The 22,386-nt window shown below is 63.6% G+C and carries 33 protein-coding genes; 31 read left to right on the top strand and 2 right to left on the bottom strand.

Annotated elements, in window-relative coordinates:
- Nucleotides 1–15: 15 nt before the first annotated feature.
- Nucleotides 16–1,440, bottom strand: a complete 1,425-nt coding sequence (locus tag AC1DKN_RS03445) for a GH1 family beta-glucosidase (protein ID WP_476851484.1) — start codon at nt 1,438–1,440, stop codon at nt 16–18.
- A gap of 410 nt (nt 1,441–1,850) precedes the next feature.
- On the opposite strand from AC1DKN_RS03445, the gene rpsJ reads away from it, so the two are divergent.
- The 31 genes from rpsJ to AC1DKN_RS03600 all read left to right on the top strand — a co-directional run bounded on the left by rpsJ (nt 1,851) and on the right by AC1DKN_RS03600 (nt 20,555).
- On the top strand, nt 1,851–2,159 hold the full coding sequence (rpsJ, locus tag AC1DKN_RS03450; protein WP_003803825.1) for a 30S ribosomal protein S10: 309 nt from the start codon (nt 1,851–1,853) through the stop codon (nt 2,157–2,159).
- 17 nt (nt 2,160–2,176) lie between these two features.
- Complete coding sequence (gene rplC, locus AC1DKN_RS03455; RefSeq protein WP_003803812.1) at nt 2,177–2,827, top strand: 50S ribosomal protein L3; 651 nt, start codon at nt 2,177–2,179, stop codon at nt 2,825–2,827.
- A gap of 4 nt (nt 2,828–2,831) precedes the next feature.
- The gene (gene rplD / locus AC1DKN_RS03460) at nt 2,832–3,452 is read left to right on the top strand and encodes a 50S ribosomal protein L4 (protein WP_028275117.1); all 621 of its coding nucleotides are present in this window, start codon (nt 2,832–2,834) and stop codon (nt 3,450–3,452) included.
- A complete protein-coding gene (rplW, locus tag AC1DKN_RS03465; protein ID WP_018773664.1) occupies nt 3,449–3,754 on the top strand; it encodes a 50S ribosomal protein L23 in 306 nt (101 codons plus the stop codon). Before rplD ends, rplW begins: the two co-directional genes overlap by 4 nt.
- A gap of 29 nt (nt 3,755–3,783) precedes the next feature.
- Entirely contained in the window at nt 3,784–4,623 is an 840-nt protein-coding gene (rplB, locus tag AC1DKN_RS03470) for a 50S ribosomal protein L2 (protein WP_026266473.1), read from the top strand.
- Between the two features lie 12 nt (nt 4,624–4,635).
- Nucleotides 4,636–4,917 (top strand): 30S ribosomal protein S19, encoded by a 282-nt coding sequence (gene rpsS, locus AC1DKN_RS03475; RefSeq protein WP_018773666.1) that lies wholly within the window; start codon nt 4,636–4,638, stop codon nt 4,915–4,917.
- Between the two features lie 38 nt (nt 4,918–4,955).
- Entirely contained in the window at nt 4,956–5,321 is a 366-nt protein-coding gene (gene rplV, locus AC1DKN_RS03480) for a 50S ribosomal protein L22 (RefSeq protein ID WP_003803798.1), read from the top strand.
- Nucleotides 5,322–6,164, top strand: coding sequence for a 30S ribosomal protein S3 (gene rpsC, locus AC1DKN_RS03485; protein WP_028275116.1), 843 nt, complete (start codon nt 5,322–5,324; stop codon nt 6,162–6,164).
- The gene (rplP, locus tag AC1DKN_RS03490; RefSeq protein WP_018773668.1) at nt 6,165–6,581 is read left to right on the top strand and encodes a 50S ribosomal protein L16; all 417 of its coding nucleotides are present in this window, start codon (nt 6,165–6,167) and stop codon (nt 6,579–6,581) included.
- 2 nt (nt 6,582–6,583) lie between these two features.
- On the top strand, nt 6,584–6,913 hold the full coding sequence (gene rpmC, locus AC1DKN_RS03495) for a 50S ribosomal protein L29 (protein ID WP_018773669.1): 330 nt from the start codon (nt 6,584–6,586) through the stop codon (nt 6,911–6,913).
- Nucleotides 6,910–7,218, top strand: coding sequence for a 30S ribosomal protein S17 (gene rpsQ, locus AC1DKN_RS03500; protein ID WP_018773670.1), 309 nt, complete (start codon nt 6,910–6,912; stop codon nt 7,216–7,218). The genes rpmC and rpsQ overlap by 4 nt, the downstream gene beginning before the upstream one ends.
- Before the next feature lie 565 nt (nt 7,219–7,783).
- Nucleotides 7,784–8,152, top strand: coding sequence for a 50S ribosomal protein L14 (gene rplN, locus AC1DKN_RS03505; RefSeq protein WP_003803789.1), 369 nt, complete (start codon nt 7,784–7,786; stop codon nt 8,150–8,152).
- A gap of 3 nt (nt 8,153–8,155) precedes the next feature.
- The gene (gene rplX, locus AC1DKN_RS03510) at nt 8,156–8,515 is read left to right on the top strand and encodes a 50S ribosomal protein L24 (protein WP_028275000.1); all 360 of its coding nucleotides are present in this window, start codon (nt 8,156–8,158) and stop codon (nt 8,513–8,515) included.
- Entirely contained in the window at nt 8,515–9,096 is a 582-nt protein-coding gene (rplE, locus tag AC1DKN_RS03515) for a 50S ribosomal protein L5 (protein WP_018773672.1), read from the top strand. The genes rplX and rplE overlap by 1 nt, the downstream gene beginning before the upstream one ends.
- 96 nt (nt 9,097–9,192) lie before the next feature.
- Nucleotides 9,193–9,591, top strand: coding sequence for a 30S ribosomal protein S8 (gene rpsH, locus AC1DKN_RS03520; protein WP_018773673.1), 399 nt, complete (start codon nt 9,193–9,195; stop codon nt 9,589–9,591).
- 18 nt (nt 9,592–9,609) lie between these two features.
- Nucleotides 9,610–10,146, top strand: a complete 537-nt coding sequence (gene rplF / locus AC1DKN_RS03525) for a 50S ribosomal protein L6 (protein WP_011692797.1) — start codon at nt 9,610–9,612, stop codon at nt 10,144–10,146.
- Between the two features lie 2 nt (nt 10,147–10,148).
- The gene (rplR, locus tag AC1DKN_RS03530) at nt 10,149–10,532 is read left to right on the top strand and encodes a 50S ribosomal protein L18 (protein ID WP_018773674.1); all 384 of its coding nucleotides are present in this window, start codon (nt 10,149–10,151) and stop codon (nt 10,530–10,532) included.
- Between the two features lie 26 nt (nt 10,533–10,558).
- Nucleotides 10,559–11,239, top strand: coding sequence for a 30S ribosomal protein S5 (rpsE, locus tag AC1DKN_RS03535; RefSeq protein WP_173403037.1), 681 nt, complete (start codon nt 10,559–10,561; stop codon nt 11,237–11,239).
- 3 nt (nt 11,240–11,242) lie between these two features.
- Entirely contained in the window at nt 11,243–11,449 is a 207-nt protein-coding gene (gene rpmD, locus AC1DKN_RS03540) for a 50S ribosomal protein L30 (protein WP_018773676.1), read from the top strand.
- Entirely contained in the window at nt 11,450–11,941 is a 492-nt protein-coding gene (gene rplO, locus AC1DKN_RS03545) for a 50S ribosomal protein L15 (protein WP_018773677.1), read from the top strand.
- A 187-nt stretch (nt 11,942–12,128) separates the two neighbouring features.
- Entirely contained in the window at nt 12,129–13,439 is a 1,311-nt protein-coding gene (gene secY, locus AC1DKN_RS03550; protein WP_026266474.1) for a preprotein translocase subunit SecY, read from the top strand.
- Between the two features lie 5 nt (nt 13,440–13,444).
- The gene (locus tag AC1DKN_RS03555; protein ID WP_173403039.1) at nt 13,445–14,014 is read left to right on the top strand and encodes an adenylate kinase; all 570 of its coding nucleotides are present in this window, start codon (nt 13,445–13,447) and stop codon (nt 14,012–14,014) included.
- 246 nt (nt 14,015–14,260) lie between these two features.
- Nucleotides 14,261–15,088 carry a type I methionyl aminopeptidase gene (map, locus tag AC1DKN_RS03560; RefSeq protein ID WP_476851482.1) on the top strand — a complete coding sequence of 276 codons (828 nt, stop codon included), beginning with the start codon at nt 14,261–14,263 and terminating at the stop codon, nt 15,086–15,088.
- Between the two features lie 122 nt (nt 15,089–15,210).
- On the top strand, nt 15,211–16,245 hold the full coding sequence (locus AC1DKN_RS03565) for a P1 family peptidase (protein WP_476855690.1): 1,035 nt from the start codon (nt 15,211–15,213) through the stop codon (nt 16,243–16,245).
- A 188-nt stretch (nt 16,246–16,433) separates the two neighbouring features.
- Nucleotides 16,434–16,655: a translation initiation factor IF-1 gene (infA, locus tag AC1DKN_RS03570; protein WP_009358723.1), complete on the top strand. Its 222-nt coding sequence runs from the start codon at nt 16,434–16,436 to the stop codon at nt 16,653–16,655.
- Between the two features lie 69 nt (nt 16,656–16,724).
- Entirely contained in the window at nt 16,725–16,838 is a 114-nt protein-coding gene (rpmJ, locus tag AC1DKN_RS03575) for a 50S ribosomal protein L36 (protein WP_009358722.1), read from the top strand.
- A 173-nt stretch (nt 16,839–17,011) separates the two neighbouring features.
- A complete protein-coding gene (gene rpsM, locus AC1DKN_RS03580; protein WP_028275004.1) occupies nt 17,012–17,386 on the top strand; it encodes a 30S ribosomal protein S13 in 375 nt (124 codons plus the stop codon).
- Nucleotides 17,387–17,438: 52 nt separating this feature from the next.
- Nucleotides 17,439–17,840, top strand: coding sequence for a 30S ribosomal protein S11 (gene rpsK, locus AC1DKN_RS03585; protein ID WP_018773682.1), 402 nt, complete (start codon nt 17,439–17,441; stop codon nt 17,838–17,840).
- 133 nt (nt 17,841–17,973) lie between these two features.
- Nucleotides 17,974–18,984, top strand: coding sequence for a DNA-directed RNA polymerase subunit alpha (locus tag AC1DKN_RS03590; RefSeq protein ID WP_018773683.1), 1,011 nt, complete (start codon nt 17,974–17,976; stop codon nt 18,982–18,984).
- Nucleotides 18,985–19,060: 76 nt separating this feature from the next.
- A complete protein-coding gene (rplQ, locus tag AC1DKN_RS03595; RefSeq protein ID WP_476858992.1) occupies nt 19,061–19,633 on the top strand; it encodes a 50S ribosomal protein L17 in 573 nt (190 codons plus the stop codon).
- 31 nt (nt 19,634–19,664) lie between these two features.
- Nucleotides 19,665–20,555 carry a tRNA pseudouridine synthase A gene (locus AC1DKN_RS03600; RefSeq protein WP_476870468.1) on the top strand — a complete coding sequence of 297 codons (891 nt, stop codon included), beginning with the start codon at nt 19,665–19,667 and terminating at the stop codon, nt 20,553–20,555.
- 156 nt (nt 20,556–20,711) lie between these two features.
- On the opposite strand, the gene AC1DKN_RS03605 is transcribed toward AC1DKN_RS03600, so the two are convergent.
- Entirely contained in the window at nt 20,712–22,361 is a 1,650-nt protein-coding gene (locus AC1DKN_RS03605; protein ID WP_476870469.1) for a sensor histidine kinase, read from the bottom strand.
- Nucleotides 22,362–22,386 lie beyond the last annotated feature (25 nt).

The following is a 22,386-nucleotide window of genomic DNA, read 5'->3' on the forward strand; positions in this document are numbered from 1 at the left end:
GCGGCCGGGCGGGGCTCAGGCCCGGCGTGCCCGCGCGAGGGCCTGGTACCAGTAGTACGAGTCTTTCGGCGTGCGCTTGAGGCTCGTGAAATCGACGTGCACCAGGCCGAAGCGCTGCGAGTAGCCGGCCGCCCATTCGAAGTTGTCCATCAGCGTCCAGACGTAATAGCCGAGCAGTTCGACGTCGTGGGCCACGCCCCCGGGGGAGGTCGCCTCCACCGCCTGGCTGAGGTGTGCGGCGAGGTAGCTGATCCGGCCGGCATCGGGAATGGGGCCGGTAACATGGTCCGGTTCGGGGAAGCTCGCCCCGCTCTCGGTGATGTAGAGCGGCGGCAGCGAGGACCCGTACCGGTCCTTCAGCTCCCGGAGCAGGATCCCCAGGTGGTCCGGAGCGACCGGCCAGCCGAATCCTGTGCGTTCATACTCCGGGAACGCGGCCATGTGGAACGGGACTTTCAGCATCGCCTCCGCGGTTGCCGAGGGGCTGTCGACGCCGCGTCCCGTGGCCACCTTCACGGGGTAGTAATAGTTCAGGCCGTAGAAATCCAGCGGCTGGTGGATCGTGGCCAGGTCCGCGTCGCTGATGCTCCGCATTGAACGGAACCACGGCCGGGCGATCAGCGGCAGCCGGGGAAAGCGGCCCAGGAGGATCGGGTCAGCGTAGAGCCGGTTCAGCACGAAGTCGAACACCCTGGCCAGCATCCTGTCTGTTGGCGAACCCGAAGCAGGCCGGACGGGGGAATGCAGGTTCGTGACCCCGACGGCGCCGGCGACGCCCTCCGCGCGCAGCGCCTGAACCGCCAGCCCGTGCCCCAGGAGCTGATGCCGCACCGACGGCAGGGCATCGAAGAGCAGGCCTCGGCCGGGCGCGTGGACGCCCAGGGCGTAGCCGTTCAGGGTAACCGAGGCGGGCTCGTTCAGCGTCACCCACTGCGCCACGCGGTCGCCGAACCGCTTGCCGGCGGCCGCGCTGTACTCGGCGAACCGTTCCGCCGTCGAACGGTTCATCCAGCCGCCCCGGTGCTCGAGGGGCAGCGGCGTATCCCAGTGGTAGAGAGTGGCCATGGGGGAGATGCCGGCGGCGAGGAGCCGGTCGATCAGGCGGTCGTAGAAGTCCAGCCCGGCCGCATTGAAGCGGCCGCTGCCCTCGGGCTGGACCCGCGGCCACGAGATCGAAAAGCGGTAGGAATCGATCCCGAGATCCCGCATCAGTTCGATGTCTTCCTCGGCGCGGTTGTAGTGGTCGCAGGCCACGGCGGGGGAGTGCCCGTGCAGGATGTTGCCGGGCTTTTCGGCAAAGGCGTCCCAGCCGGAGGGGCCGCGGCCGCCGGCGGCAAGGCTGCCCTCGATCTGGAATGCCGCGGAGGAAACACCCAGGGTGAATCCCGGGCTCAGGCGTGCGGCGAGGGCCTGAACTGCTACAGAGTCCTGCACAGTCATGCCCCTATCATCCATTCGACGGCGATTCAGGACAATGGCCCTCCGGCAGTGATTGCACCGCCGTGCAGAGGGCTGATTCGCTTCTGCCCGCAAATTCCGGCATACTAGATGAGTTGTTCAAGCGCTCTTTCGCGTCCCGATCCGGATAATGCCGGATGCCAGGGTCCAAGTAAGAGACCAAACATAACCCACTCCCCATGGAATTGCGGACGCGTACGTGTGAAAACATGCGACACGCCCGACCGCGGGGGTCGGTTGCGTCGGCAGGTTGAGGAACCCGGATCTTTCCGGATTCAGCTTGTGCGGCGGGTGGTAGTCACGACTTCAAATGCTTCGGCAGCCATACAACTAGTAAGTGAACAGGGCAGCCCTAATCAGGGGAAGCACAGACTGAAAGAGAGTCAGGCGACATGGCGGGACAAAAAATCCGCATCCGGCTGAAGTCATATGACCACGAGGTCATTGACGTTTCAGCACGGAAGATCGTTGAGACGGTCACGCGCGCAGGCGCAACTGTAGTTGGCCCCGTGCCGCTGCCGACGGAGAAGAACGTTTACTGCGTTATTCGCTCTCCGCACAAGTACAAGGACAGCCGCGAGCACTTCGAAATGCGCACGCACAAGCGTCTTATCGACATCATCGACCCCACGCCCAAGGCTGTTGATTCGCTCATGCGTCTCGACCTGCCGGCCGACGTGAACATCGAAATCAAGCTGTAGGGAGGTGCTGAGAGACTATGACCGCAACCCGTAACGTAAAGGGCCTGCTGGGCACGAAGCTCGGCATGACCCAGGTCTGGGACGAGAACAACAAGCTCATCCCCGTCACTGTGGTCCAGGCTGACTCGAACGTCATCACGCAGCTGCGCAACGCAGAAACTGATGGCTATGTCGCCGTTCAGATCGGCTACGGCCAGATCGATCCCCGCAAGGTCACCAAGCCGCTGGCTGGTCACTTTGAAAAGGCAGGCGTCACGCCTCGCCGCCACGTCGTAGAACTGCGCACTGCAGATGCTGACTCTTACGAGCTGGGCCAGGAGCTCTCCGTAGAGCTCTTCGAAGCCGGCCAGAAGATCGACGTCGTTGGCACCACCAAGGGTAAGGGCTTCGCCGGTGTTATGAAGCGTCACGGCTTCCACGGCGTTGGAGCTTCCCACGGTGCCCACAAGAACCACCGTAAGCCCGGTTCAATCGGTGGCGCATCCACCCCGAGCCGCGTCTTCAAGGGCATGAAAATGGCCGGCCGCATGGGCGCCGTTCGTCACACCACGCTGAACCTCACGGTCCACGCGGTTGACGTCGAGAAGTCGCTGCTCCTGATCAAGGGCGCCGTTCCCGGCGCCCGCGGCCAGGTCGTACTCGTACGCACCGCCGTGAAGGGAGCCTAGTTCAATGACTAGCACTGTCAAGGTTGACCTGCCTGCAGAGATCTTCGACGTACAGACCAACGTGCCGCTGCTGCACCAGGTCGTCGTTGCCCAGCTCGCTGCTGCTCGCCAGGGTACCCACAAGACCAAGACCCGCGCCGAGGTTTCCGGTGCAGGTCGCAAGCCGTTCAAGCAGAAGGGCACCGGCCGCGCCCGTCAGGGTTCCATCCGTGCTCCTCACATGACCGGTGGTGGCGTTGTCCACGGCCCCACGCCGCGTGACTACAGCCAGCGCACCCCCAAGAAGATGATTGCTGCTGCACTGCGCGGCGCACTCTCGGACCGCGCCCGCAACGGCCGCGTCCACGTCGTTGCTGACCTGGTTGCCGGCTCCACGCCGTCCTCCAAGGAAGCACTGGCAACCCTGCGCGGAGTTTCCGAGCGCAAGAACCTGCTCGTTGTCATTGAGCGCGCCAACGATGTTGCTGCACTGTCCGTGCGCAACCTCGAGGAAGTTCACGTTCTGTACGCAGACCAGCTGAACACCTACGACGTTCTCGTTTCCGACGACGTAGTCTTCACCAAGGCTGCCTACGAAGCATTCGTTGCTGACAAGGTTGCAAAGAACGAGGAGGATGCCAAGTGAGTGCAGCCACCATCAAAGACCCGCGCGACGTCGTGCTTGCACCCGTTGTCTCGGAAAAGAGCTACGGCCTGATCGACGAGGGCAAGTACACCTTCCTGGTGGACCCCCGCTCGAACAAGACCGAGATCAAGCTGGCCGTGGAGAAGATTTTCTCCGTCAAGGTCGAATCGATCAACACCATCAACCGTGCCGGTAAGCGCAAGCGCACCAAATTCGGCTGGGGTACCCGCAAGAACACCAAGCGTGCAATTGTGAGCCTCAAAGAAGGCACTATCGACATCTTCGGCGGTCCGCTTTCATAGCGGAGACCACTTTAACGAGGAAATAAATTATGGGAATCCGTAAATACAAGCCGACTACCCCGGGCCGTCGCGGCTCGAGCGTAGCGGACTTCACTGAAATCACGCGGTCGACGCCGGAAAAGTCGTTGGTACGTCCCCTCCCGAAAAAGGGTGGCCGTAACAACTCCGGTAAGATCACGACCCGTCACAAGGGTGGTGGACACAAGCGCCAGTACCGTCTGATCGACTTCCGTCGCCACGACAAGGACGGCGTCAACGCCCGCGTTGCCGAAATCGAGTACGACCCGAACCGCACGGCTCGGATCGCCCTCCTGCACTACGTTGATGGCACCAAGCGTTACATCATCGCCCCGAACAAGCTGTCCCAGGGCGACTTCGTAGAGGCCGGCGCCGACGCTGACATCAAGCCCGGCAACAACCTTCCGCTGCGCAACATCCCGGTCGGTACCGTAATCCACGCAGTCGAACTGCGTCCGGGTGGCGGCGCCAAGATGGGCCGCTCCGCCGGCGCATCGATCCAGCTCGTTGCAAAGGAAGGCCGTTTCGCCCAGCTGCGTCTGCCTTCCGGCGAAATCCGCAACGTTGACGTGCGCTGCCGCGCAACCGTCGGCGAGGTCGGCAACGCCGAGCAGTCGAACATCAACTGGGGCAAGGCCGGCCGTATGCGGTGGAAGGGCGTTCGCCCGACCGTCCGTGGTGTCGCCATGAACCCGGTTGACCACCCCCACGGTGGTGGCGAGGGTAAGACGTCCGGTGGACGTCACCCCGTCAACCCGAACGGTAAGCGCGAAGGCCGCACCCGCCGTCCCAACAAAGAGAGCGACAAGCTTATTGTTCGTCGCCGTCGTACTGGCAAGAACAAGCGATAGGAGCCTGGACACATGCCACGCAGCCTGAAAAAAGGTCCTTTCGTTGACCAGCACCTCTTTGTAAAGGTAGCCAGGGAAAACGAAAAGGGCACCAAGAACGTCATCAAGACCTGGTCCCGCCGTTCGATGATCGTCCCCGACATGCTCGGCCACACGATCGCCGTACACGACGGACGCAAGCACATCCCCGTGTTTGTCACTGAGTCGATGGTCGGGCACAAGCTCGGCGAATTCGCTCCCACGCGGACATTCCGCGGCCATGTCAAGGACGACCGTAAGGGCAAGCGCCGCTAGGCGCCTGCACTTACGTCAAAGACGAGAGAAGGAAAGCAATGGAAGCCAAGGCAATTGCGCGTCACATCCGCGTAACGCCTATGAAGGCCCGGCGCGTCGTCAACCTTGTTCGTGGTAAGCAAGCGAATGAGGCTCTGGCAATTCTGAAGTTTGCCCCCCAGGCAGCTTCGGAGCCGGTATTCAAGGTAGTTCAGTCGGCAATCTCCAACGCCCGGGTCCTCGCGGACCGCGACGGCGTGGCGTTTGACGAAGGTGACCTCATCATCAGCGAAGCGTTTGTTGATGAAGGCCCGACCATGAAGCGGTTCCAGCCGCGAGCCCAGGGTCGTGCATTTCAGATCAAGAAGCGCACGAGCCACATCACCGTGGTAGTCGCTACCCCGGAGAAAGAGGAGGCTCGCTAAGTGGGACAGAAAGTTAACCCGCACGGGTTCCGACTCGGCATCACCACCGATCACGTATCGCACTGGTTCGCCGACAGCACCAAGGCCGGCCAGCGGTACAAGGACTTCGTTCGCGAAGACATCCGTATCCGCCAGCTCATGTCCACGGGCATGGAGCGCGCCGGTATCGCCAAGGTCGAAATCGAGCGCACCCGCGACCGTGTCCGCGTGGATATCCACACGGCACGTCCGGGCATCGTCATCGGCCGCCGCGGCGCTGAAGCAGACCGCATCCGCGGCGAGCTTGAGAAGCTCACGGGCAAGCAGGTTCAGCTGAACATCCTCGAGGTCAAGAACCCCGAGATGGAAGCCCAGCTTGTTGCCCAGGGCGTTGCTGAGCAGCTGACTTCCCGCGTGGCTTTCCGCCGTGCGATGAAGAAGGCCATGCAGTCCGCACAGCGCGCCGGTGCCAAGGGCATCCGGATCGCTTGCTCGGGTCGACTGGGCGGCGCAGAAATGTCCCGCTCGGAGTTCTACCGCGAAGGCCGTGTGCCCCTGCACACCCTGCGTGCGAACATCGACTACGGCTTCTACGAGGCCAAGACCACCTTCGGCCGCATCGGCGTGAAGGTCTGGATCTACAAGGGCGACGTCACTGCCAAGGAACTGGCTCAGCAGGCAGCTGCTGCTCCGTCCCGTGGCCGTGCCGGCGACCGCCCGGGCCGCCCGGGTGGCGCCGACCGTGGTGACCGCCGCCGTCGTCCCGACCGCCCCGCAGCCGAGGCAGCACCTGCCGCCGAAGCTCCGGCTGTCGAAGCCGGTGCCGCAGGCACGGCACAGTCAGTAGAAGGAGGACAGGCTTAAATGCTTATCCCACGTCGAGTCAAGCACCGTAAGCAGCACCACCCGGGTCGTTCCGGCGCTGCTACGGGCGGCACCCAGGTCTCCTTCGGTGAGTGGGGCATCCAGGCGCTGAGCCCGGCCTACGTCACGAACCGTCAGATCGAATCTGCCCGTATCGCGATGACCCGCCACATCAAGCGTGGCGGAAAGGTCTGGATCAACATTTACCCGGACCGTCCGCTGACGAAGAAGCCGGCCGAAACCCGCATGGGTTCCGGTAAGGGTTCTCCGGAATGGTGGGTCTCAAACGTCAAGCCGGGCCGGGTTCTCTTCGAACTCTCCGGTGTCAGTGAAGAGGTAGCTCGCGAGGCCCTGCGCCTGGCAATCCACAAGCTGCCGTTGAAGGCACGCATTGTGCGTCGCGAAGGTGGTGAGTAGAAATGGCAGTAGGATCCAAGGAACTTGCATCCGCACAGCTGGACGGTTTCGACAACGAGCGTCTCGTTGAAGAACTCCGCAAGGCCAAGGAAGAGCTGTTCAACCTGCGTTTCCAGTCCGCCACCGGTCAGCTGGAGAACCACGGTCGTCTGCGCGCGGTAAAGAAGGACATCGCCCGCATCTACACCGTTCTCCGTGAGCGCGAGCTCGGCATTCGTGCCGAGGTTGCCGCACCGGTTGTGGAAGCCAAGGAAGAGAAGAAGTCCAAGAAGGCTGCAACCAAGAAGGCTGAGAAGGCTGAAACGGTTGAATCCGAGGAGGATGCCAAGTGAGTGAAAAGGACGAGAACGTGACGGAAACTGTTTCCGACGCAGCCAAGGCTGACGAGCGCGGTTACCGTAAGACGAAGCGCGGCTACGTCGTCTCGGACAAGATGGAAAAGACCATCACTGTCCAGGTCGAAGACCGCGTGAAGCACGCCCTCTACGGCAAGGTCATCCGCCGCAACGCCAAGATCAAGGCTCACGACGAAGAGAACAGCGCCGGCATCGGCGACCTCGTGCTCCTCGCCGAGACCCGCCCGCTGTCCGCTACCAAGCGGTGGCGTCTGGTCGAGATCCTCGAGAAGGCCAAGTAACACCTGCACCTTTTTGTCTGGTGATACAGCGGAAGCCCTCGTTCCCCTTTGGGGGAGCGGGGGCTTCTGCGTTGCCGGCAGCCGCCGCAGCCGGCAGCCTGCGACCGGCGGCAGCCGTCTACCGTGCCCGTCACGCGAAGCAGCCTTTGGGGGGCTTACGACTGGGGGGCTTACGACGCCGGCGGGCCGGGTTCCCGGGGTGCGCGGCGGCGGGCTGGCCCAAAGCCTGTCCGGCGTGGCGGCGTCGCGGCTGCGCGGGAGGGGGTGTGCGGGCTCCATGGCTGTGATATGGGGATACGCCCAAAACGTGCTAAGATTTTGAGTTTGTATGGCGCCGTTTGCGCGCCGTCATCAACCTCGTAAACAATCGTGCCACGGCATAGTGCCCCCTTGCGCCCCGACTCGTCGGGAACCGCCTGGGAAGCAAATGTTTTTGGCACGGGCGTTTAGGCCTGGTCTGGCAAAATCCAGGCAGGTCAAGAGACACCCCGATCAACCGTTCCGCAAGGCTCATTCCGTAGGAAGATTTTCGGTCTGAGAACCAGCGCGACGCAAGGAGTAAATAGTGATTCAGCAGGAGTCGCGACTCAAGGTCGCCGACAACACGGGTGCTAAGGAAATCCTTACCATTCGCGTTCTCGGTGGATCTGGCCGTCGCTACGCAGGCATTGGCGACGTAATCGTCGCTACCGTCAAGGACGCAATTCCGGGCGGCAACGTAAAGAAGGGCGACGTCGTCAAGGCTGTCATCGTCCGTACCAAGAAGGAACGCCGCCGTGCGGATGGTTCCTACATCAAGTTTGACGAGAACGCAGCCGTCATCCTGAAGAACGACGGTGACCCCCGCGGTACCCGTATCTTCGGACCGGTTGGTCGTGAACTTCGCGACAAGAAGTTCATGAAGATCGTTTCTCTGGCTCCGGAGGTGCTCTAGTCCATGGCTAAGATCAAAAAGGGTGACCTCGTTCAGGTCATCACTGGCGCCAAGGCTGAGCGCGGCGGCGACAAGGGTAAGCAGGGCAAGGTTCTGCGCGTGTACCCGGAGACCAACCGCGTGTTGGTTGAAGGCATTAACCGCGTAACCAAGCACACCAAGGTCGGTCAGTCGCAGCGCGGCACCAAGACCGGTGGCATCGAGGTCGTCGAGGCTTCGATCCACATCTCCAACGTGGCTCTGGTTGACCCGTCCACCAAGAAGCCCACCCGCGTCGGTTTCCGCACCGAGACCGTTGAGCGCGATGGCGTGAAGCGTGACGTGCGCGTCCGCGTGGCCAAGAGCTCAGGGAAGGACATCTAATGACTGAGACTCTCGAGACTCCGGCAAGCAAGATCGTTCCTCGTCTGAAGACCAAGTACGCCGATTCCATCAAGAACACGCTGACTGAGGAATTCAAGTACCAGAACGTCAACCAGGTTCCCCGCCTGGTGAAGGTCGTTGTGAACATGGGTGTTGGAGATGCCGCCAAGGACTCCAAGCTGATCGACGGCGCTGTCCGCGATCTGACCCTGATCACCGGCCAGAAGCCGCAGGTAACCAAGGCCCGCAAGTCGATCGCACAGTTCAAGCTGCGCGAAGGCATGCCGATCGGTGCACACGCAACTCTGCGTGGGGACCGCATGTGGGAATTCCTGGACCGTCTGGTCACGCTGGCCCTGCCGCGTATCCGCGACTTCCGTGGCCTCAGCGGCAAGCAGTTCGATGGCAACGGCAACTACACCTTCGGTCTGACCGAGCAGGTTATGTTCCACGAGATCGACCAGGATTCCATTGACCGCGTTCGCGGTATGGACATCACCGTCGTGACCACTGCCAAGACCGACGACGAAGGCCGCGCGCTGCTGAAGGCGCTTGGCTTCCCGTTCAAGACCGAAGACTAATCTAGCTACGTAAAAGGTCCGCCCGCGCTCCTTTCCGAATTCTGTTCGGGACAACCAGCACGGCGGAAACCGTTATGAGGAAGGGCAAGAGCCCACATGACAATGACAGATCCCGTCGCAGACATGCTTACGCGTCTGCGCAACGCTAACTCGGCATACCACGATTCCGTGACCATGCCGTACAGCAAGCTCAAGGCACGCGTTGCCGACATCCTGAAGGCTGAAGGTTACATCGCCTCCTGGAAAGAAGAAGACGCTGAGGTTGGCAAGAAGCTGACCCTCGAGCTCAAGTTCGGTCCGAACCGCGAGCGTTCAATCGCTGGCGTTCGTCGTATTTCCAAGCCGGGACTGCGCGTTTACGCAAAGTCCACCAACCTGCCGCACGTGCTCGGTGGCCTGGGTGTCGCAATCCTGTCCACCTCTTCCGGCCTCTTGACTGACAAGCAGGCCGGCAAGAAGGGCGTGGGCGGCGAAGTCCTCGCTTACGTCTGGTAACGGGAAAGGAAGAGAATAATGTCACGTATTGGACGTCTCCCCATCACCGTTCCTGCCGGCGTTGAGGTCAAGGTTGACGGCTCTGTCGTCAGCGTCAAGGGTTCCAAAGGCGAGCTGAGCCACACTGTGGCCAGCCCGATCGAGGTTTCCCTGGAAGATGGCACCCTGACTGTCGCCCGCCCGAACGACGAGCGCGCCTCACGTTCGCTGCACGGCCTGACCCGCACCCTGATCGCCAACATGATCCAGGGTGTCACCGCAGGCTACGAGAAGAAGCTTGAGATTGTCGGTACCGGTTACCGCGTCCAGGCCAAGGGTTCTGACCTGGAGTTCGCTCTGGGCTACAGCCACCCGGTCAACGTCTCGGCACCGAACGGCATCACCTTTGCAGTTGAGACCCCGACCAAGCTCTCTGTTTCAGGTATCTCCAAGCAGCAGGTCGGCGAGGTTGCTGCCAACATTCGCAAGCTGCGGAAGCCGGACCCCTACAAGGGCAAGGGCATCCGTTACGCAGGCGAAGTCATCCGCCGCAAGGTCGGAAAGGCTGGTAAGTAACCATGGCGATCGCAATTAACAAGAAGCGTACGAACAAGAGCAAGTCTGCCCAGCGCAGCCGCCGCCAGCTTCGTATCCGCAAGCGCATCTCCGGAACGGCTGTACGCCCGCGTCTGGTCGTCAACCGCTCCGCACGTCACGTATTCGTCCAGGTTGTCGATGACACCAAGGGCCTGACCGTGGCAAGCGCCTCCACACTGGAAGCCGACCTTCGTGCATTCGACGGTGACAAGACCGCCAAGGCCAAGCGCGTTGGCGAACTGGTCGCCGAGCGTGCCAAGGCTGCCGGTATCGAAGCAGTTGTCTTCGACCGCGGTGGTAACAAGTACCACGGCCGGATCGCCGCCGTCGCTGACGGCGCACGTGAAGGTGGGCTGGCACTGTGACCGAAAATAACGAAAAGGACATTCAGGTGACTGAAGCTGTAGCTGCTCCGGCAACTGAGACCGCTGCGCCTGCTACCACTGACGACCGCCGTGGTGGCGCTCGTCGTGGCGAGCGTGGCGACCGCGGCCAGGGCCGTGGCGACCGTGGCGGCCGTGGTGGCCGTGACGGCGGCCGCGAGGCCGAGAAGAGCCAGTTCGTAGAGCGCGTCGTAACCATCAACCGCGTTTCCAAGGTCGTCAAGGGTGGTCGTCGCTTCAGCTTCACCGCCCTCGTCGTCGTCGGTGACGGCAACGGCATGGTCGGCGTCGGCTACGGCAAGGCAAAGGAAGTTCCTGCCGCTATCGCGAAGGGCGTTGAAGAGGCCAAGAAGTCCTTCTTCCGCGTTCCCCGCATCGGCAGCACCATCCCCCACCGCGTTCAGGGTGAGGCCGCCGCAGGCGTCGTCATGCTGCGCCCGGCTTCCGCCGGTACCGGTGTTATCGCCGGTGGCCCGGTCCGTGCAGTACTGGAGTGCGTGGGCATCCACGACATCCTCTCCAAGTCGCTCGGTTCTTCCAACGCCATCAACATCGTTCACGCGACCGTTGACGCGCTGAAGCGCCTCGAAGAGCCGGCAGCAGTGGCAGCACGCCGCGGCCTCCCGCTCGACGAGATCGCCCCGCCGGCAATGGTCAAGGCGCTCCTGAACCAGAAGGCAGGTGTCTGAGTCATGGCTAAGAACGTGCTTGTCTCCGACGCAAAGTTGGAGATCACTCAGATCAAGTCCGCCATTGGCGGCAAGCAGAACCAGCGCGACACCCTGCGGTCCCTCGGCCTGAAGCGGATCGGACACACCGTTGTCCGCACCGCCGACGCCGTGACCGTCGGGATGCTCAACACGGTTCCGCACCTGGTAAAGGTAGAGGAGGCGAAGTAAATGGCAGAGAAGAACACCGCCGAAAAGGCACAGGGCGCCGCTGAGAAGCAGAACGCACTGAAGGTTCACCACCTGCGTCCCGCCCCGGGTGCCAAGACCGCCAAGACCCGTGTTGGTCGTGGTGAAGGTTCCAAGGGTAAGACCGCTGGTCGCGGTACCAAGGGTACGAAGGCCCGCTACCAGATCAAGGCTGGCTTTGCCGGCGGCCAGCTGCCGCTGCACATGCGCCTGCCGAAGCTGCGCGGCTTCAAGAACCCGTTCCGGGTTGAGTACCAGGTTGTAAACCTGGACAAGCTCAACGAGCTGTTCCCGGAAGGTGGCGCTGTCACCGTGGAGAACCTGGTCGAAAAGGGTGCCGTTCGCAAGAACCAGCCCGTCAAGGTGCTGGGCACCGGCGACATCACCGTCAAGGTTGACGTCACCGTCCACGCATTCTCGGCCAGCGCTGCTGACAAGATTGCTGCAGCAGGCGGAAGCACCACCGCCCTCTAACGAGGCGGCGGGGCAGTTGCCCGTTGTTGAAACTCCCGGTACCAGGGGCTCAGGCCCCCGGTGCCGGGAGTTTTTTTCATTTTCCGGGCCCCGCCGATTGTTCGCGGGGCGCATCCACCCGTTAGACTCGGTTGTTGGGTTTATTTGACCTGTCTCACACGACTTTACTTATTACTCAGGAGGACGCTTGCTTAGCGCATTTGGCCGGGCCTTTCGCACGCCTGATCTGCGACGCAAGTTGTTGTTCACGCTGGGAATCATCACAATCTTCCGCTTGGGTGCCTTCATCCCCTCGCCTGGTGTGAGCTACCAGAATGTCCAGCAATGCTTGCAGAACGGTCAGACCTCGGGCGGGATCTACCAGCTCGTCAACCTGTTCAGCGGCGGTGCATTGCTGCAGGTGTCCATCTTTGCCCTCGGCATCATGCCGTACATCACCGCCAGCATCATCGTCCAGCTGCTCCGGGTGGTCATTCCCCGTTTCCAGCAGCTGTACGAGGAGGGCGCGTCAGGGCAGTCGAAACTGACCCAGTACACCCGCTACCTCACGATCGCACTTGGCCTGCTCAATGCCACGACACTGGTGTCGCTGGCACGCTCCGGCCAGCTGCTGCCTAACTGCCAGCTGCCCATCATCCCGGACAGCTCGATCGTCACCACGGTCCTGATCATCATCACGCTCACGGCCGGCACAGGCCTGATCATGTGGATGGGCGAGCTCGTGACGGAAAAGGGCGTCGGCAACGGCATGTCCCTGCTGATCTTCACGTCCATCGCCGCAGGCTTCCCCGGCTCGCTCGGTGCGATCTGGAAGGCACAGGGCCCCGGCACGTTCTTCCTGGTCCTCATCATCGGCCTGCTCACCGTGGCACTCGTGGTCTTCGTGGAGCAGTCCCAGCGCCGGATCCCGGTGCAGTACGCCAAACGGATGATCGGCCGCCGCACGGTCGGCGGAACCAGCACCTACATCCCCATCAAGGTGAACATGGCCGGCGTCGTGCCCGTCATCTTCGCCTCGTCCATGCTCTACCTGCCGGGGCTGATCTCACAGTTCAACCAGCCCAAGGCCGGCGAGCCGGTACAGCCCTGGGTTGAGTGGATCAACAACAACCTCACCAAGGGCGACCACCCGATCTATATGGCACTGTATTTCGCCATGATTGTGTTTTTCACCTACTTCTATGTTGCGATTACTTTCAACCCCGAAGAGGTCTCGGACAACATGAAGAAGTACGGCGGCTTCATTCCGGGCATCCGCGCCGGCAAGCCGACCGCGGACTATCTTCAGTACGTCCTATCCCGGATCACCCTGCCCGGCGCCTTCTACCTCGGCTTCGTGGCATTGATCCCGCTGGTTGCACTGGTCCTGATTAACGCGAACCAGAACTTCCCGTTCGGCGGCACCTCGATCCTGATCATGGTGGGCGTCGGTCTGGAGACCGTGAAGCAGATTGATGCGCAACTACAGCAACGTCACTACGAAGGGCTTTTGCGATGACGAGAATGTTGATTATCGGACCTCCCGGGTCCGGCAAGGGAACGCAGGCGGAACGCATTTCAGAACGCCTCGGCGTCGTTGCGATCTCCACCGGAGACATCTTCCGCGCCAACGTCAAGGGTGAGACTCCGCTCGGCGTCGAAGCCAAGAAGTACATGGACGCCGGCGACTTCGTCCCGGACAGCGTCACCAACAAGATGGTGCGCGACCGCCTCAATGAGGACGACGTCGAGGCAGGCTTCCTGCTCGACGGGTACCCGCGCACCACCGCGCAGGTGGACTACCTCGAAGACATCCTCGCTGGCGCTGACCAGAAGCTCGACGTCGTGCTCCAGCTCACCGCTGACGACGAGGAACTGGTTACCCGCCTCCTGGGCCGTGCCAAGGAAACCGGCCGCAGCGACGATAACGAAGGCGTTATCCGTCACCGGCTGGACCTGTACCACGAGCAGACCGAACCTGTGGTGGCCAAGTATGCCGAACGCGGCATCCTGACCCAGGTGGACGGCATCGGTGCCATCGACGAAGTCACCGAGCGCGTCATGGAAGCGATCAAGTCGGCCCAGGCCGCCTGATCCTCACCCCCTGATCCACGCATGCTCATTGCGGCTGACGCAGAACAGAGACGCAGTGCAGAAGGGCGCGTTCCGTACCATCGGGTACGGAACGCGCCCTTCGGCGTTGGGCGGCCCCGCAGCGAGCCCGTTCCGAACCGTTGAACCGGTACGGGAGAATAGAGCTTGAAGACTTGGGTTGATGACCCATGGTGGAGGTCCGGGATCCAGCCCGCCCGGACCGCGAGAGAAAATTTTGAGGTAGCGATGGCATTCGGCCAGGCACGCATTGAATACAAGACCAACGCCCAGATGCGCACGATGCACGAGGCCGGACTGGTCCTGAGCCGGGCACTGGATGCGGCGGTGGCCGCCGCGGCCCCCGGCGTCACCACTGCCCGGCTGGATGAGGTCTTCGCCGCCGTGCTCCAGGACGCCGGCGCCAAGTCCAACTTCCTCGGCTACCACGGGTTCCCGGCCACGATCTGCACCTCGGTGAACGAAGAGGTGGTGCACGGCATCCCCGGCGGCCGGGTCCTGGCGGACGGCGACATCATCTCGATCGACGGCGGCGCGATCGTGGACGGCTGGCACTCCGATTCGGCGCGGACCGTGATTGTCGGCACCGCCGATCCCGAAGACGTTCGCCTCTCCGAGGTTACCGAGGAAGCCATGTGGCGTGGCATCGCAGCCCTGGCCACCGGGAAATTCGTGGGCGATATCGGCAACGCCGTGGACGACTACGTCTCCTCCGTGCCGGGCAAACCGCTGGGCATCCTGGAGGACTATGTAGGGCACGGAATCGGCTCCGAGATGCACATGGCGCCGGACGTGCTGAACTACCGCACCGGCCACCGCGGGCCGAAGATCCGCCCGGGGCTGTGCCTCGCAATCGAGCCCATGCTGGTCCGGGGCAGCATCGAGACCGCAATCCTGGACGACGACTGGACCGTCGTCACCACGGATGGCAAGCGCTCCTGCCAGTGGGAGCACTCGGTGGCCGTGCACGAGAAGGGGATCTGGGTCCTCTCGGCACCTGACGGGGGAGCGGCGAAACTGGCGCCGCTCGGCGTCGTGCCCGTCCCGATTCCCTAGGCCCGACTCACACGGCGACTCGCGAGTTTTTCTGGCGACGCGCAAAATCCCTGGCGACACCGGAATACGGTAGCGCCAGGGATTTTGCGTGTCGCAGGTCAACCGGGGCGCACAATGGAGCCATGGGAGCAACAGGAGCCATCACAGATGTGGCCGGCATCCGGATAGGCCATGTCCAGAAGTCCGGCGACGGCTGGCTGAGCGGAGTGACTGTGGTTCTCCCGCCGCCGGGCACCGTCGGCTCGGTCGACGTCCGGGGCGGCGGGCCTGCGACGCACGAGACGGACTCACTGGATCCCACCACGCTGTCCCAGACCGTGGACGCCGTGGTCCTGACCGGGGGCAGCGCCTTTGGCCTCGCAGCCGCGGGCGGCGCCATGCGCTGGTGCGAGGAGAACGGCCGAGGCTTCACGGTCCCCGGCGGGCTTGTTCCGATCGTGCCGGCGGCCGCGATTTTCGACCTGGGCCGCGGCGGCGATTTCTCCGCCCGCCCTGGAGAGGCGATGGGCTACGCGGCGACGGCCGCCGCCGCCGGGCAGCCGGAAGGGCACGACGTCGAACGCGGCAACGTCGGCGCCGGCACAGGAGCGGCAATCGGCAGGGGCACGTACAAAGGGGGAGTGGGCACAGCCTCCCTCACCCTAGAAAACGGGGTGACCGTCGGCGCCATTGCGGTCGTCAACGCGCTCGGACTGCCGTGGGGCACATCGCCGCAGCAGGCGGAACCCGGCAGCGTGCGTCTAAGCGACGAAGGAGCGAGCACGCAGAGGGTTTCGGCTGTTGGGGCGGGAGGTGAGGCCGAAGCCGCAGACTACGGCGTTGGCGGTACGCCCCCGCCGCTCAACACCACGCTCGTCGTCGTCGCCACGGACGCCGTCCTGGACAAGGCGGACTGCAAACGCACCGCCTCGGCGGCCCATGCCGGACTGGCCCGGGCTTTGAATCCAAGCCACACCCTCGCCGACGGCGATACCGTGTTCGCGCTGGCGACGGGCGCCGTCGCGCTTGACCGCAGCACCCCGGCGGCCCGGCAGATCAGCCTCATTACCCTGCAGAGCGCGGCCGCCGACGTCGTCCGGCTGGCCATCCTCGACGGGATCTCGCAGGCGGAGGCAGTGACGACGGCGGCCGGGACGCTAGGTGCGTACGGACGCTGAGTGCGCTACGATGGGCGGATTTAACTTCGGATTTAACAATCGGGCCGCGATGGCGTAGTGTTGTCTGTTGGTTGTCTGCCCCGTTGTGCCCTTTTGGGGTCGGGTGGCACCAGCCAATCAATCAAAAACGTCCGCGGTCATGACCGGTGCAAACCGGGAGGCTGCGGCAACAACAGTTAGCGGAGGGTATGGCCAAGAAGGACGGGGTCATTGAGATCGAGGGCGTTGTGACCGAGGCGCTGCCCAATGCGATGTTTCGCGTTGAGCTCACCAACAAGCACATCGTTCTGGCACACATCTCTGGAAAGATGCGCCAGCACTACATCAGGATCCTCCCCGAGGACCGCGTAGTGGTGGAGCTGAGCCCTTACGACCTGACACGTGGTCGTATCGTCTACCGCTACAAGTAAACGCTGGGCGGCCAGGGCAACAGCCGAGGGCCGGTCCAGCTGACCAACTGCAACACGCAAAGGAACGCCATGAAGGTCAAGCCGAGCGTCAAGCAGATCTGCGAAAAGTGCAAAGTGATCCGCCGTAATGGCCGGGTCATGGTGATCTGCGAGAACCCGCGCCACAAGCAGCGCCAGGGCTAATTTCCTTCACAGGAAATCCTGGGTTGCTAACCCACGCAAGTAAATAAAGGCAGCACAAGCTGAACTGGGACGTATGAGCCCGGACAGCTAACCCCCGGTCGGAGGCTGGGGCCGCACTGAACATGCGGGTGTACTGCCTACGACCTCCGGTTTATACAAGGAGTACTGCCAATATGGCTCGTCTCGCTGGCGTAGACATTCCCCGCGAAAAGCGGCTGGAAATTGCGCTTACTTACATCTACGGCGTGGGCAAGACCCGTGCACACGAAACCCTGGCTGCTACCGGCATCAGCGCTGACGTTCGGGTCAAGGACCTGACCGACGCGCAGCTGGTTGAGCTGCGTGACTACATTGAAGGCAACTACAAGGTTGAGGGTGACCTTCGCCGCGAAGTAGCCGCTGATATCCGCCGCAAGGTTGAAATCGGCAGCTACGAAGGTATTCGCCACCGCAAGGGCCTGCCAGTGCGCGGTCAGCGTACGAAGACGAACGCGCGTACCCGCAAGGGTCCGAAGCGCACCGTCGCAGGCAAGAAGAAGGCCCGTTAATCCCTGAGGGATTAACTCGGTTTTCCCCCGATAACTTTCTGTAGGAGAAAAAATGCCCCCGAAGACTCGTGGCGCGGTTCGCAAGCCGCGTAAGAAGGACAAGAAGAATATCGCGCTGGGCCAGGCGCACATCAAGAGCACCTTTAACAACACCATCGTGTCCATCACGGACCCGAACGGTGCTGTCATCTCCTGGGCTTCGTCCGGTGAGGTTGGCTTCAAGGGCTCGCGTAAGTCCACCCCGTTCGCTGCCCAGATGGCCGCCGAAGCCGCCGCAAAGCGTGCACAGGAGCACGGCATGCGCAAGGTTGACGTGTTCGTCAAGGGACCGGGTTCCGGACGCGAAACCGCCATCCGCTCGCTGCAGGCCGCTGGCCTCGAGGTTGGCTCCATCCAGGACGTCACCCCCAGCGCCCACAACGGCTGCCGTCCGCCGAAGCGCCGCCGCGTCTAAGGCTTTCCAGCGCCCAGGAGCTTGCCCGGACCCTCACCGGTCCGGGCAGGCCCGGCCGCGTTAAGTCTTCAGACCGATCTTTCCACCACCTGTGTTGCGTCATATAGCGGATGCTCGCCGAAAGGAAACCTAAGTGCTCATTGCACAGCGCCCCACCCTCTCCGAAGAGGTCGTCTCCGAAAACCGCTCACGGTTCATCATCGAACCGCTGGAGCCGGGCTTTGGTTACACCCTCGGAAACTCCCTCCGCCGTACCCTGCTCTCCTCCATCCCCGGTGCCTCTGTAACGAGCATCCGGATCGATGGCGTGCTGCACGAGTTCACCACGGTTCCGGGTGTCAAGGAAGATGTCACTGAGATCATCCTGAACATCAAGAACCTGTCGGTTTCCTCCGAGCACGACGAGCCGGTTGTTGCTTACCTGCGCAAGCAGGGACCGGGAGTCGTCACCGCCGCGGACATCGCTCCGCCGGCCGGCGTCGAATTCCACAACCCGGATCTGCACATTGCCACGCTGAACTCGAAGGGCAAGTTCGAACTCGAACTGACCATCGAGCGCGGTCGCGGCTACGTTTCGGCAGCTCAGAACAAGTCCGGCGACTCCGAGATCGGCCGCATCCCGGTCGACTCGATCTACTCGCCGGTTCTGAAGGTTACTTTCCGCGTGGAAGCTACCCGTGTTGAGCAGCGCACTGACTTCGACAAGCTCATTGTCGACGTCGAGACCAAGCAGGCAATCGCCCCGCGCGACGCCGTTGCTTCGGCAGGTACCACCCTGGTGGAACTGTTCGGTCTGGCCCGCGAGCTGAACACCGCAGCTGAAGGTATCGAGATCGGTCCGTCGCCGACGGACGCTGCCCTGGCAGCCGACATGGCACTGCCGATCGAGGATCTGGACCTGACGGTCCGTTCCTACAACTGCCTCAAGCGTGAGGGCATCCACACCGTGGGTGAACTCGTTGCCCGCTCCGAGGCTGACCTCATGGACATCCGCAACTTCGGCGCGAAGTCCATTGATGAGGTCAAGGCCAAGCTGGTCGAACTGGGCCTGTCCCTCAAGGACTCCCCTCCCGGTTTCGATCTCGCAGCACGTGCCGCAGCCATCGAAGAGGACGACGCCGCGTTCAGCGACGACGAGCTCTAACCAACAGATCTTGGCCGGCTGGCTGGATGCACCCTGGTGTGCGCAGCCCAACGGCTTCCAATGAGGAGAAACTATAATGCCTACCCCCGCTAAGGGTCCGCGCCTCGGAGGCGGAGCGGCTCACGAGCGTCTTATGCTCGCGAACCTGTCCGCCGCACTTTTCGAGCACAAGCGGATCACCACCACGGTGACCAAGGCCAAGCGCCTGAAGCCGTACGCCGAGCGCCTGGTGACTTTCGCCAAGCGTGGCGACCTCGCGTCCCGCCGTCGTGTACTCGGCCTGATCAGCAACAAGGGCGTCGTCCACGAGCTGTTCACCGACATTGCACAGGCAGTGGAAAACCGCGATGGCGGCTACACCCGCATCACCAAGATCGGCAACCGCAAGGGCGACAACGCTCCCATGGCTGTCATCGAACTGGTTCTCGAGCCGGTTTCCGCAAAGCAGGCCGTGGTAGCCGAGGCTACCTCTGCTGCCAAGCGCGACGCTGACAAGAAGGACGCCGAAAAGGCCGACGCAGCTCCGGTTGCCGAGACCGAAGAGGCTGCTGAGACCGAAGAGGCTCCAGTCGCTGAGACCGAAGCCGCTACCGAAGAGGCTCCGGCCGCTGAGGAAGCAGCCGCTGAGTCCGAGAAGGACGCGAAGTAATTCGCTAAATCTTTCTTATAGACTTAAGTCTATGAACGAGCTCAAACCCGCTGCCCCCGTCTTGGGGGGCGGCGGGTTTTTGCGTATCCGGCTGGATGTGGCGTACGACGGCGGCCCGTTCAGCGGGTGGGCCGTGCAGCCGGGACTGCGCACCGTCCAGGGCGTCCTGGAGGAGGCCCTCGCGCTGCTGATCCGGCGGCCCGTCCGGGTTACGGTTGCCGGGCGCACCGACGCCGGGGTGCACGCCCGCGGCCAGGTGGTCCACTTGGACCTCAGCGAGGCGGAGTGGCTGGGCCTGAACCGGGGCGCCGAACTGGATCCCGCCGTCGCCCTGCTCCGCCGTATCCGCGGTGCCTTGAGCCGTGGCCTGGGCGACCTCAGCGGCGCCATCGAGGTGCACCGGGTGGGCGTGGCACCCGTTGGCTTCGATGCCCGGTTCTCCGCCCTCTGGCGCCGCTATTCGTACCGGATCGCGGACGGCCCCGCGCTGTGGGACCCGCTGGGACGCGCCTCGACCCTGTGGCACAAGGTTCCGCTGGACGTCGGGCTCCTCAACGAGGGCGCCGCGCCGCTGCTGGGCCTGCAGGACTTCCGCTCGTACTGCAAGCCCCGCGAGGGGGCCACGACCATCCGTGAACTGCAGCGCTTCGAATTCGAGCGCGGCACGGATGGGGTCATTGTCGTCACCGTTCAGGCTGACGCGTTCTGCCACAACATGGTCCGCTCCCTGGTGGGCTCGGCGTTGTACGTGGGGGAGGGCGAAGAGGCCCCGGAATGGCTCTACGAGCGGCTCCTCGCCCGGCAGCGCGACGCCCGCTCCGTGCTCGCAGCCCCGCACCCGCTGGTGCTCGAGGAAGTGGCCTACCCGACAGAGAGCGGCATGCTGGCCCGGGCCGAACTGACGCGGGCACTGCGGGCCTAAGCTGCGCCACCGATTTTCCCCACCTTTGCCGGAGCGAGGCCGCTCTACGCCGGCGGGTCGGCGCAACACGCCGGCGTCGGCCACCAAAGGTCGGGAAACTTTGACGCCACCACGGCCATGTGGCCACGAATAGGCGGTGCGCCCTGCGGGCCTAAATTAGGCGGGAAGCTCGAGGGTGAAGGTGCTGCCGTGGCCCGGACTGGTGCGGCACGAGATGGATCCGCCGTGCCCTTCCACGATGGCCTTGGTGATGGACAGCCCCAGGCCGGCGCCCGGAATGGATCCGTCCCGGACGGCCGGGCTGCGGAAGAAACGGGTGAAGACCCGCCCGGCGTCGGCGGCGGTCATGCCCATCCCGGTGTCCTCGACGTGAAGGCGCACCAGGCCGTCGCCGGAGCTGGCGGAGACCCGCACCGATCCGCCGTCGGGCGAGTACTTGATCGCGTTGGAAACCAGGTTGTCCAGGGCCTGGCTGATCCGGAGCGGGTCCACGTGGGCCCAGAGCGGACCCTGGACGTCCGTGGCGAGGCAGACGCGGGACGCCTGGGCGTGGGCCTGGGCCGAGCCGAGGCTCGCCTCCACGATGCCGGCGAGGTCGGTGCGGCGCGGATGGACATGGACCGCGGCGCTGGCGGACATGAGAAGATCCGAGACCAGGGCCAGCAGCCGCTCCGCGTTGCGCAGCGCCACTTCGACGCGGCGGACCACCGGACTGTCCAGGCCCTCGGTGTCGGCGAGCACCAGGTCCAGGTTGCCGATGATGGACGTCAACGGCGTGCGGAATTCGTGGGAGACAGTGGAGACGACCTCGTCCTTCGCTGCGAGGGCGTCCACCAGGCCGGTGACCTCGTTGAAGACCACCACGGCGCCGCGGAAGTCGCCGGCGTCGTTCTTCAGGGGCCGGGCCCCGGTAGAGACCACGCGGCTGGCCGCTTCCTCACCGAAGCAGACAAGGTAGTCGGCAAACGACTCGCCGGCAAGCGCCCGCCGGATGGGACGGCGCTCCAGCGGCAGGGGGGTGCTTCGGTCCTGCCCGGTCAGCACGAGTTGGCCCTCTTCTTCCGGCAGTACTTCCCCCGCCGCTTCGGCCGTAGGACGGGGCGCCGCGGCCGCGGATTCCTCGAGTTCGGCCTGCCACGTGTTCGTCAGCAGCCGGCGGCCGCTGGCGTCCACTGCCACGATCCCGACGTCGACGGTGTCAAGAATGGTGTTCAGGAGCCGTTCGCGCTCCCGGCTGTCCGCGAGCAGGACCTCCAGCTCGGCTTCCTTGGACCTGATCCGCCGCTGCTCGCGCCGCAGGCGCGCCCGCGCGAAACGCATGGCCAGGGACACCGCGAGCATCATCAGGGGCACCAGCAGGGCTTCGGCCGTGCGGGCCGCAAGCGGTGCCGATCGGTCCGCCAGGAGCCAGGGCAGGGCGGCCAGGAGGGGCACCGAGAAACTCAGTGAAAGGCTCGCGGGGGCGGAGAGCCTGGACGCCGAAATCCACACCACGGGCAAGACGGAGAGCACACCGGGATCCGGCAGCCCGGCGGTGGTGCCGTCCCGGAGCAGCCCAATCGCAACCAGGTCCAGGACAGGGATGACGAGCGGGGCCAACGGCCCAAAACGCTGCCAGGGGACCAGTACGCAGGCCACCAGGAGGGCGGCCTGCAGGGCAAAGGCGTAGCGGCACAGGATGCTGTCCGGAAGGCCGGGCCAGGCGGCCGGGGCAGCCATGACGATTCCGGCCAGCATCACGGCCAGCGGCAACTGGCATACGAGGACCCGCCCGCGCGGCCCCAAAGCCTTCCCGTGTCGATCCACACTGCGGATCAGCCGCTGTCTAAGC

Source organism: Arthrobacter sp. 01N444 (assembly GCF_056399305.1).

Excerpts from the sequence above, each read along its gene's own strand:
- AC1DKN_RS03445 (WP_476851484.1), bottom strand. The coding sequence starts at position 1,440 with ATGACTGTGCAGGACTCTGTAGCAGTTCAGGCCCTCGCCGCACGCCTG.
- rpsJ (WP_003803825.1), top strand. The coding sequence starts at position 1,851 with ATGGCGGGACAAAAAATCCGCATCCGGCTGAAGTCATATGACCACGAG.
- rplC (WP_003803812.1), top strand. The coding sequence starts at position 2,177 with ATGACCGCAACCCGTAACGTAAAGGGCCTGCTGGGCACGAAGCTCGGC.
- rplD (WP_028275117.1), top strand. The coding sequence starts at position 2,832 with ATGACTAGCACTGTCAAGGTTGACCTGCCTGCAGAGATCTTCGACGTA.
- rplB (WP_026266473.1), top strand. The coding sequence starts at position 3,784 with ATGGGAATCCGTAAATACAAGCCGACTACCCCGGGCCGTCGCGGCTCG.
- rpsS (WP_018773666.1), top strand. The coding sequence starts at position 4,636 with ATGCCACGCAGCCTGAAAAAAGGTCCTTTCGTTGACCAGCACCTCTTT.
- rplV (WP_003803798.1), top strand. The coding sequence starts at position 4,956 with ATGGAAGCCAAGGCAATTGCGCGTCACATCCGCGTAACGCCTATGAAG.
- rplP (WP_018773668.1), top strand. The coding sequence starts at position 6,165 with ATGCTTATCCCACGTCGAGTCAAGCACCGTAAGCAGCACCACCCGGGT.
- rpmC (WP_018773669.1), top strand. The coding sequence starts at position 6,584 with ATGGCAGTAGGATCCAAGGAACTTGCATCCGCACAGCTGGACGGTTTC.
- rplX (WP_028275000.1), top strand. The coding sequence starts at position 8,156 with ATGGCTAAGATCAAAAAGGGTGACCTCGTTCAGGTCATCACTGGCGCC.
- rplE (WP_018773672.1), top strand. The coding sequence starts at position 8,515 with ATGACTGAGACTCTCGAGACTCCGGCAAGCAAGATCGTTCCTCGTCTG.
- rpsH (WP_018773673.1), top strand. The coding sequence starts at position 9,193 with ATGACAATGACAGATCCCGTCGCAGACATGCTTACGCGTCTGCGCAAC.
- rplF (WP_011692797.1), top strand. The coding sequence starts at position 9,610 with ATGTCACGTATTGGACGTCTCCCCATCACCGTTCCTGCCGGCGTTGAG.
- rplR (WP_018773674.1), top strand. The coding sequence starts at position 10,149 with ATGGCGATCGCAATTAACAAGAAGCGTACGAACAAGAGCAAGTCTGCC.
- rpmD (WP_018773676.1), top strand. The coding sequence starts at position 11,243 with ATGGCTAAGAACGTGCTTGTCTCCGACGCAAAGTTGGAGATCACTCAG.
- rplO (WP_018773677.1), top strand. The coding sequence starts at position 11,450 with ATGGCAGAGAAGAACACCGCCGAAAAGGCACAGGGCGCCGCTGAGAAG.
- AC1DKN_RS03555 (WP_173403039.1), top strand. The coding sequence starts at position 13,445 with ATGTTGATTATCGGACCTCCCGGGTCCGGCAAGGGAACGCAGGCGGAA.
- map (WP_476851482.1), top strand. The coding sequence starts at position 14,261 with ATGGCATTCGGCCAGGCACGCATTGAATACAAGACCAACGCCCAGATG.
- AC1DKN_RS03565 (WP_476855690.1), top strand. The coding sequence starts at position 15,211 with ATGGGAGCAACAGGAGCCATCACAGATGTGGCCGGCATCCGGATAGGC.
- infA (WP_009358723.1), top strand. The coding sequence starts at position 16,434 with ATGGCCAAGAAGGACGGGGTCATTGAGATCGAGGGCGTTGTGACCGAG.
- rpmJ (WP_009358722.1), top strand. The coding sequence starts at position 16,725 with ATGAAGGTCAAGCCGAGCGTCAAGCAGATCTGCGAAAAGTGCAAAGTG.
- rpsM (WP_028275004.1), top strand. The coding sequence starts at position 17,012 with ATGGCTCGTCTCGCTGGCGTAGACATTCCCCGCGAAAAGCGGCTGGAA.
- rpsK (WP_018773682.1), top strand. The coding sequence starts at position 17,439 with ATGCCCCCGAAGACTCGTGGCGCGGTTCGCAAGCCGCGTAAGAAGGAC.
- rplQ (WP_476858992.1), top strand. The coding sequence starts at position 19,061 with ATGCCTACCCCCGCTAAGGGTCCGCGCCTCGGAGGCGGAGCGGCTCAC.
- AC1DKN_RS03600 (WP_476870468.1), top strand. The coding sequence starts at position 19,665 with ATGAACGAGCTCAAACCCGCTGCCCCCGTCTTGGGGGGCGGCGGGTTT.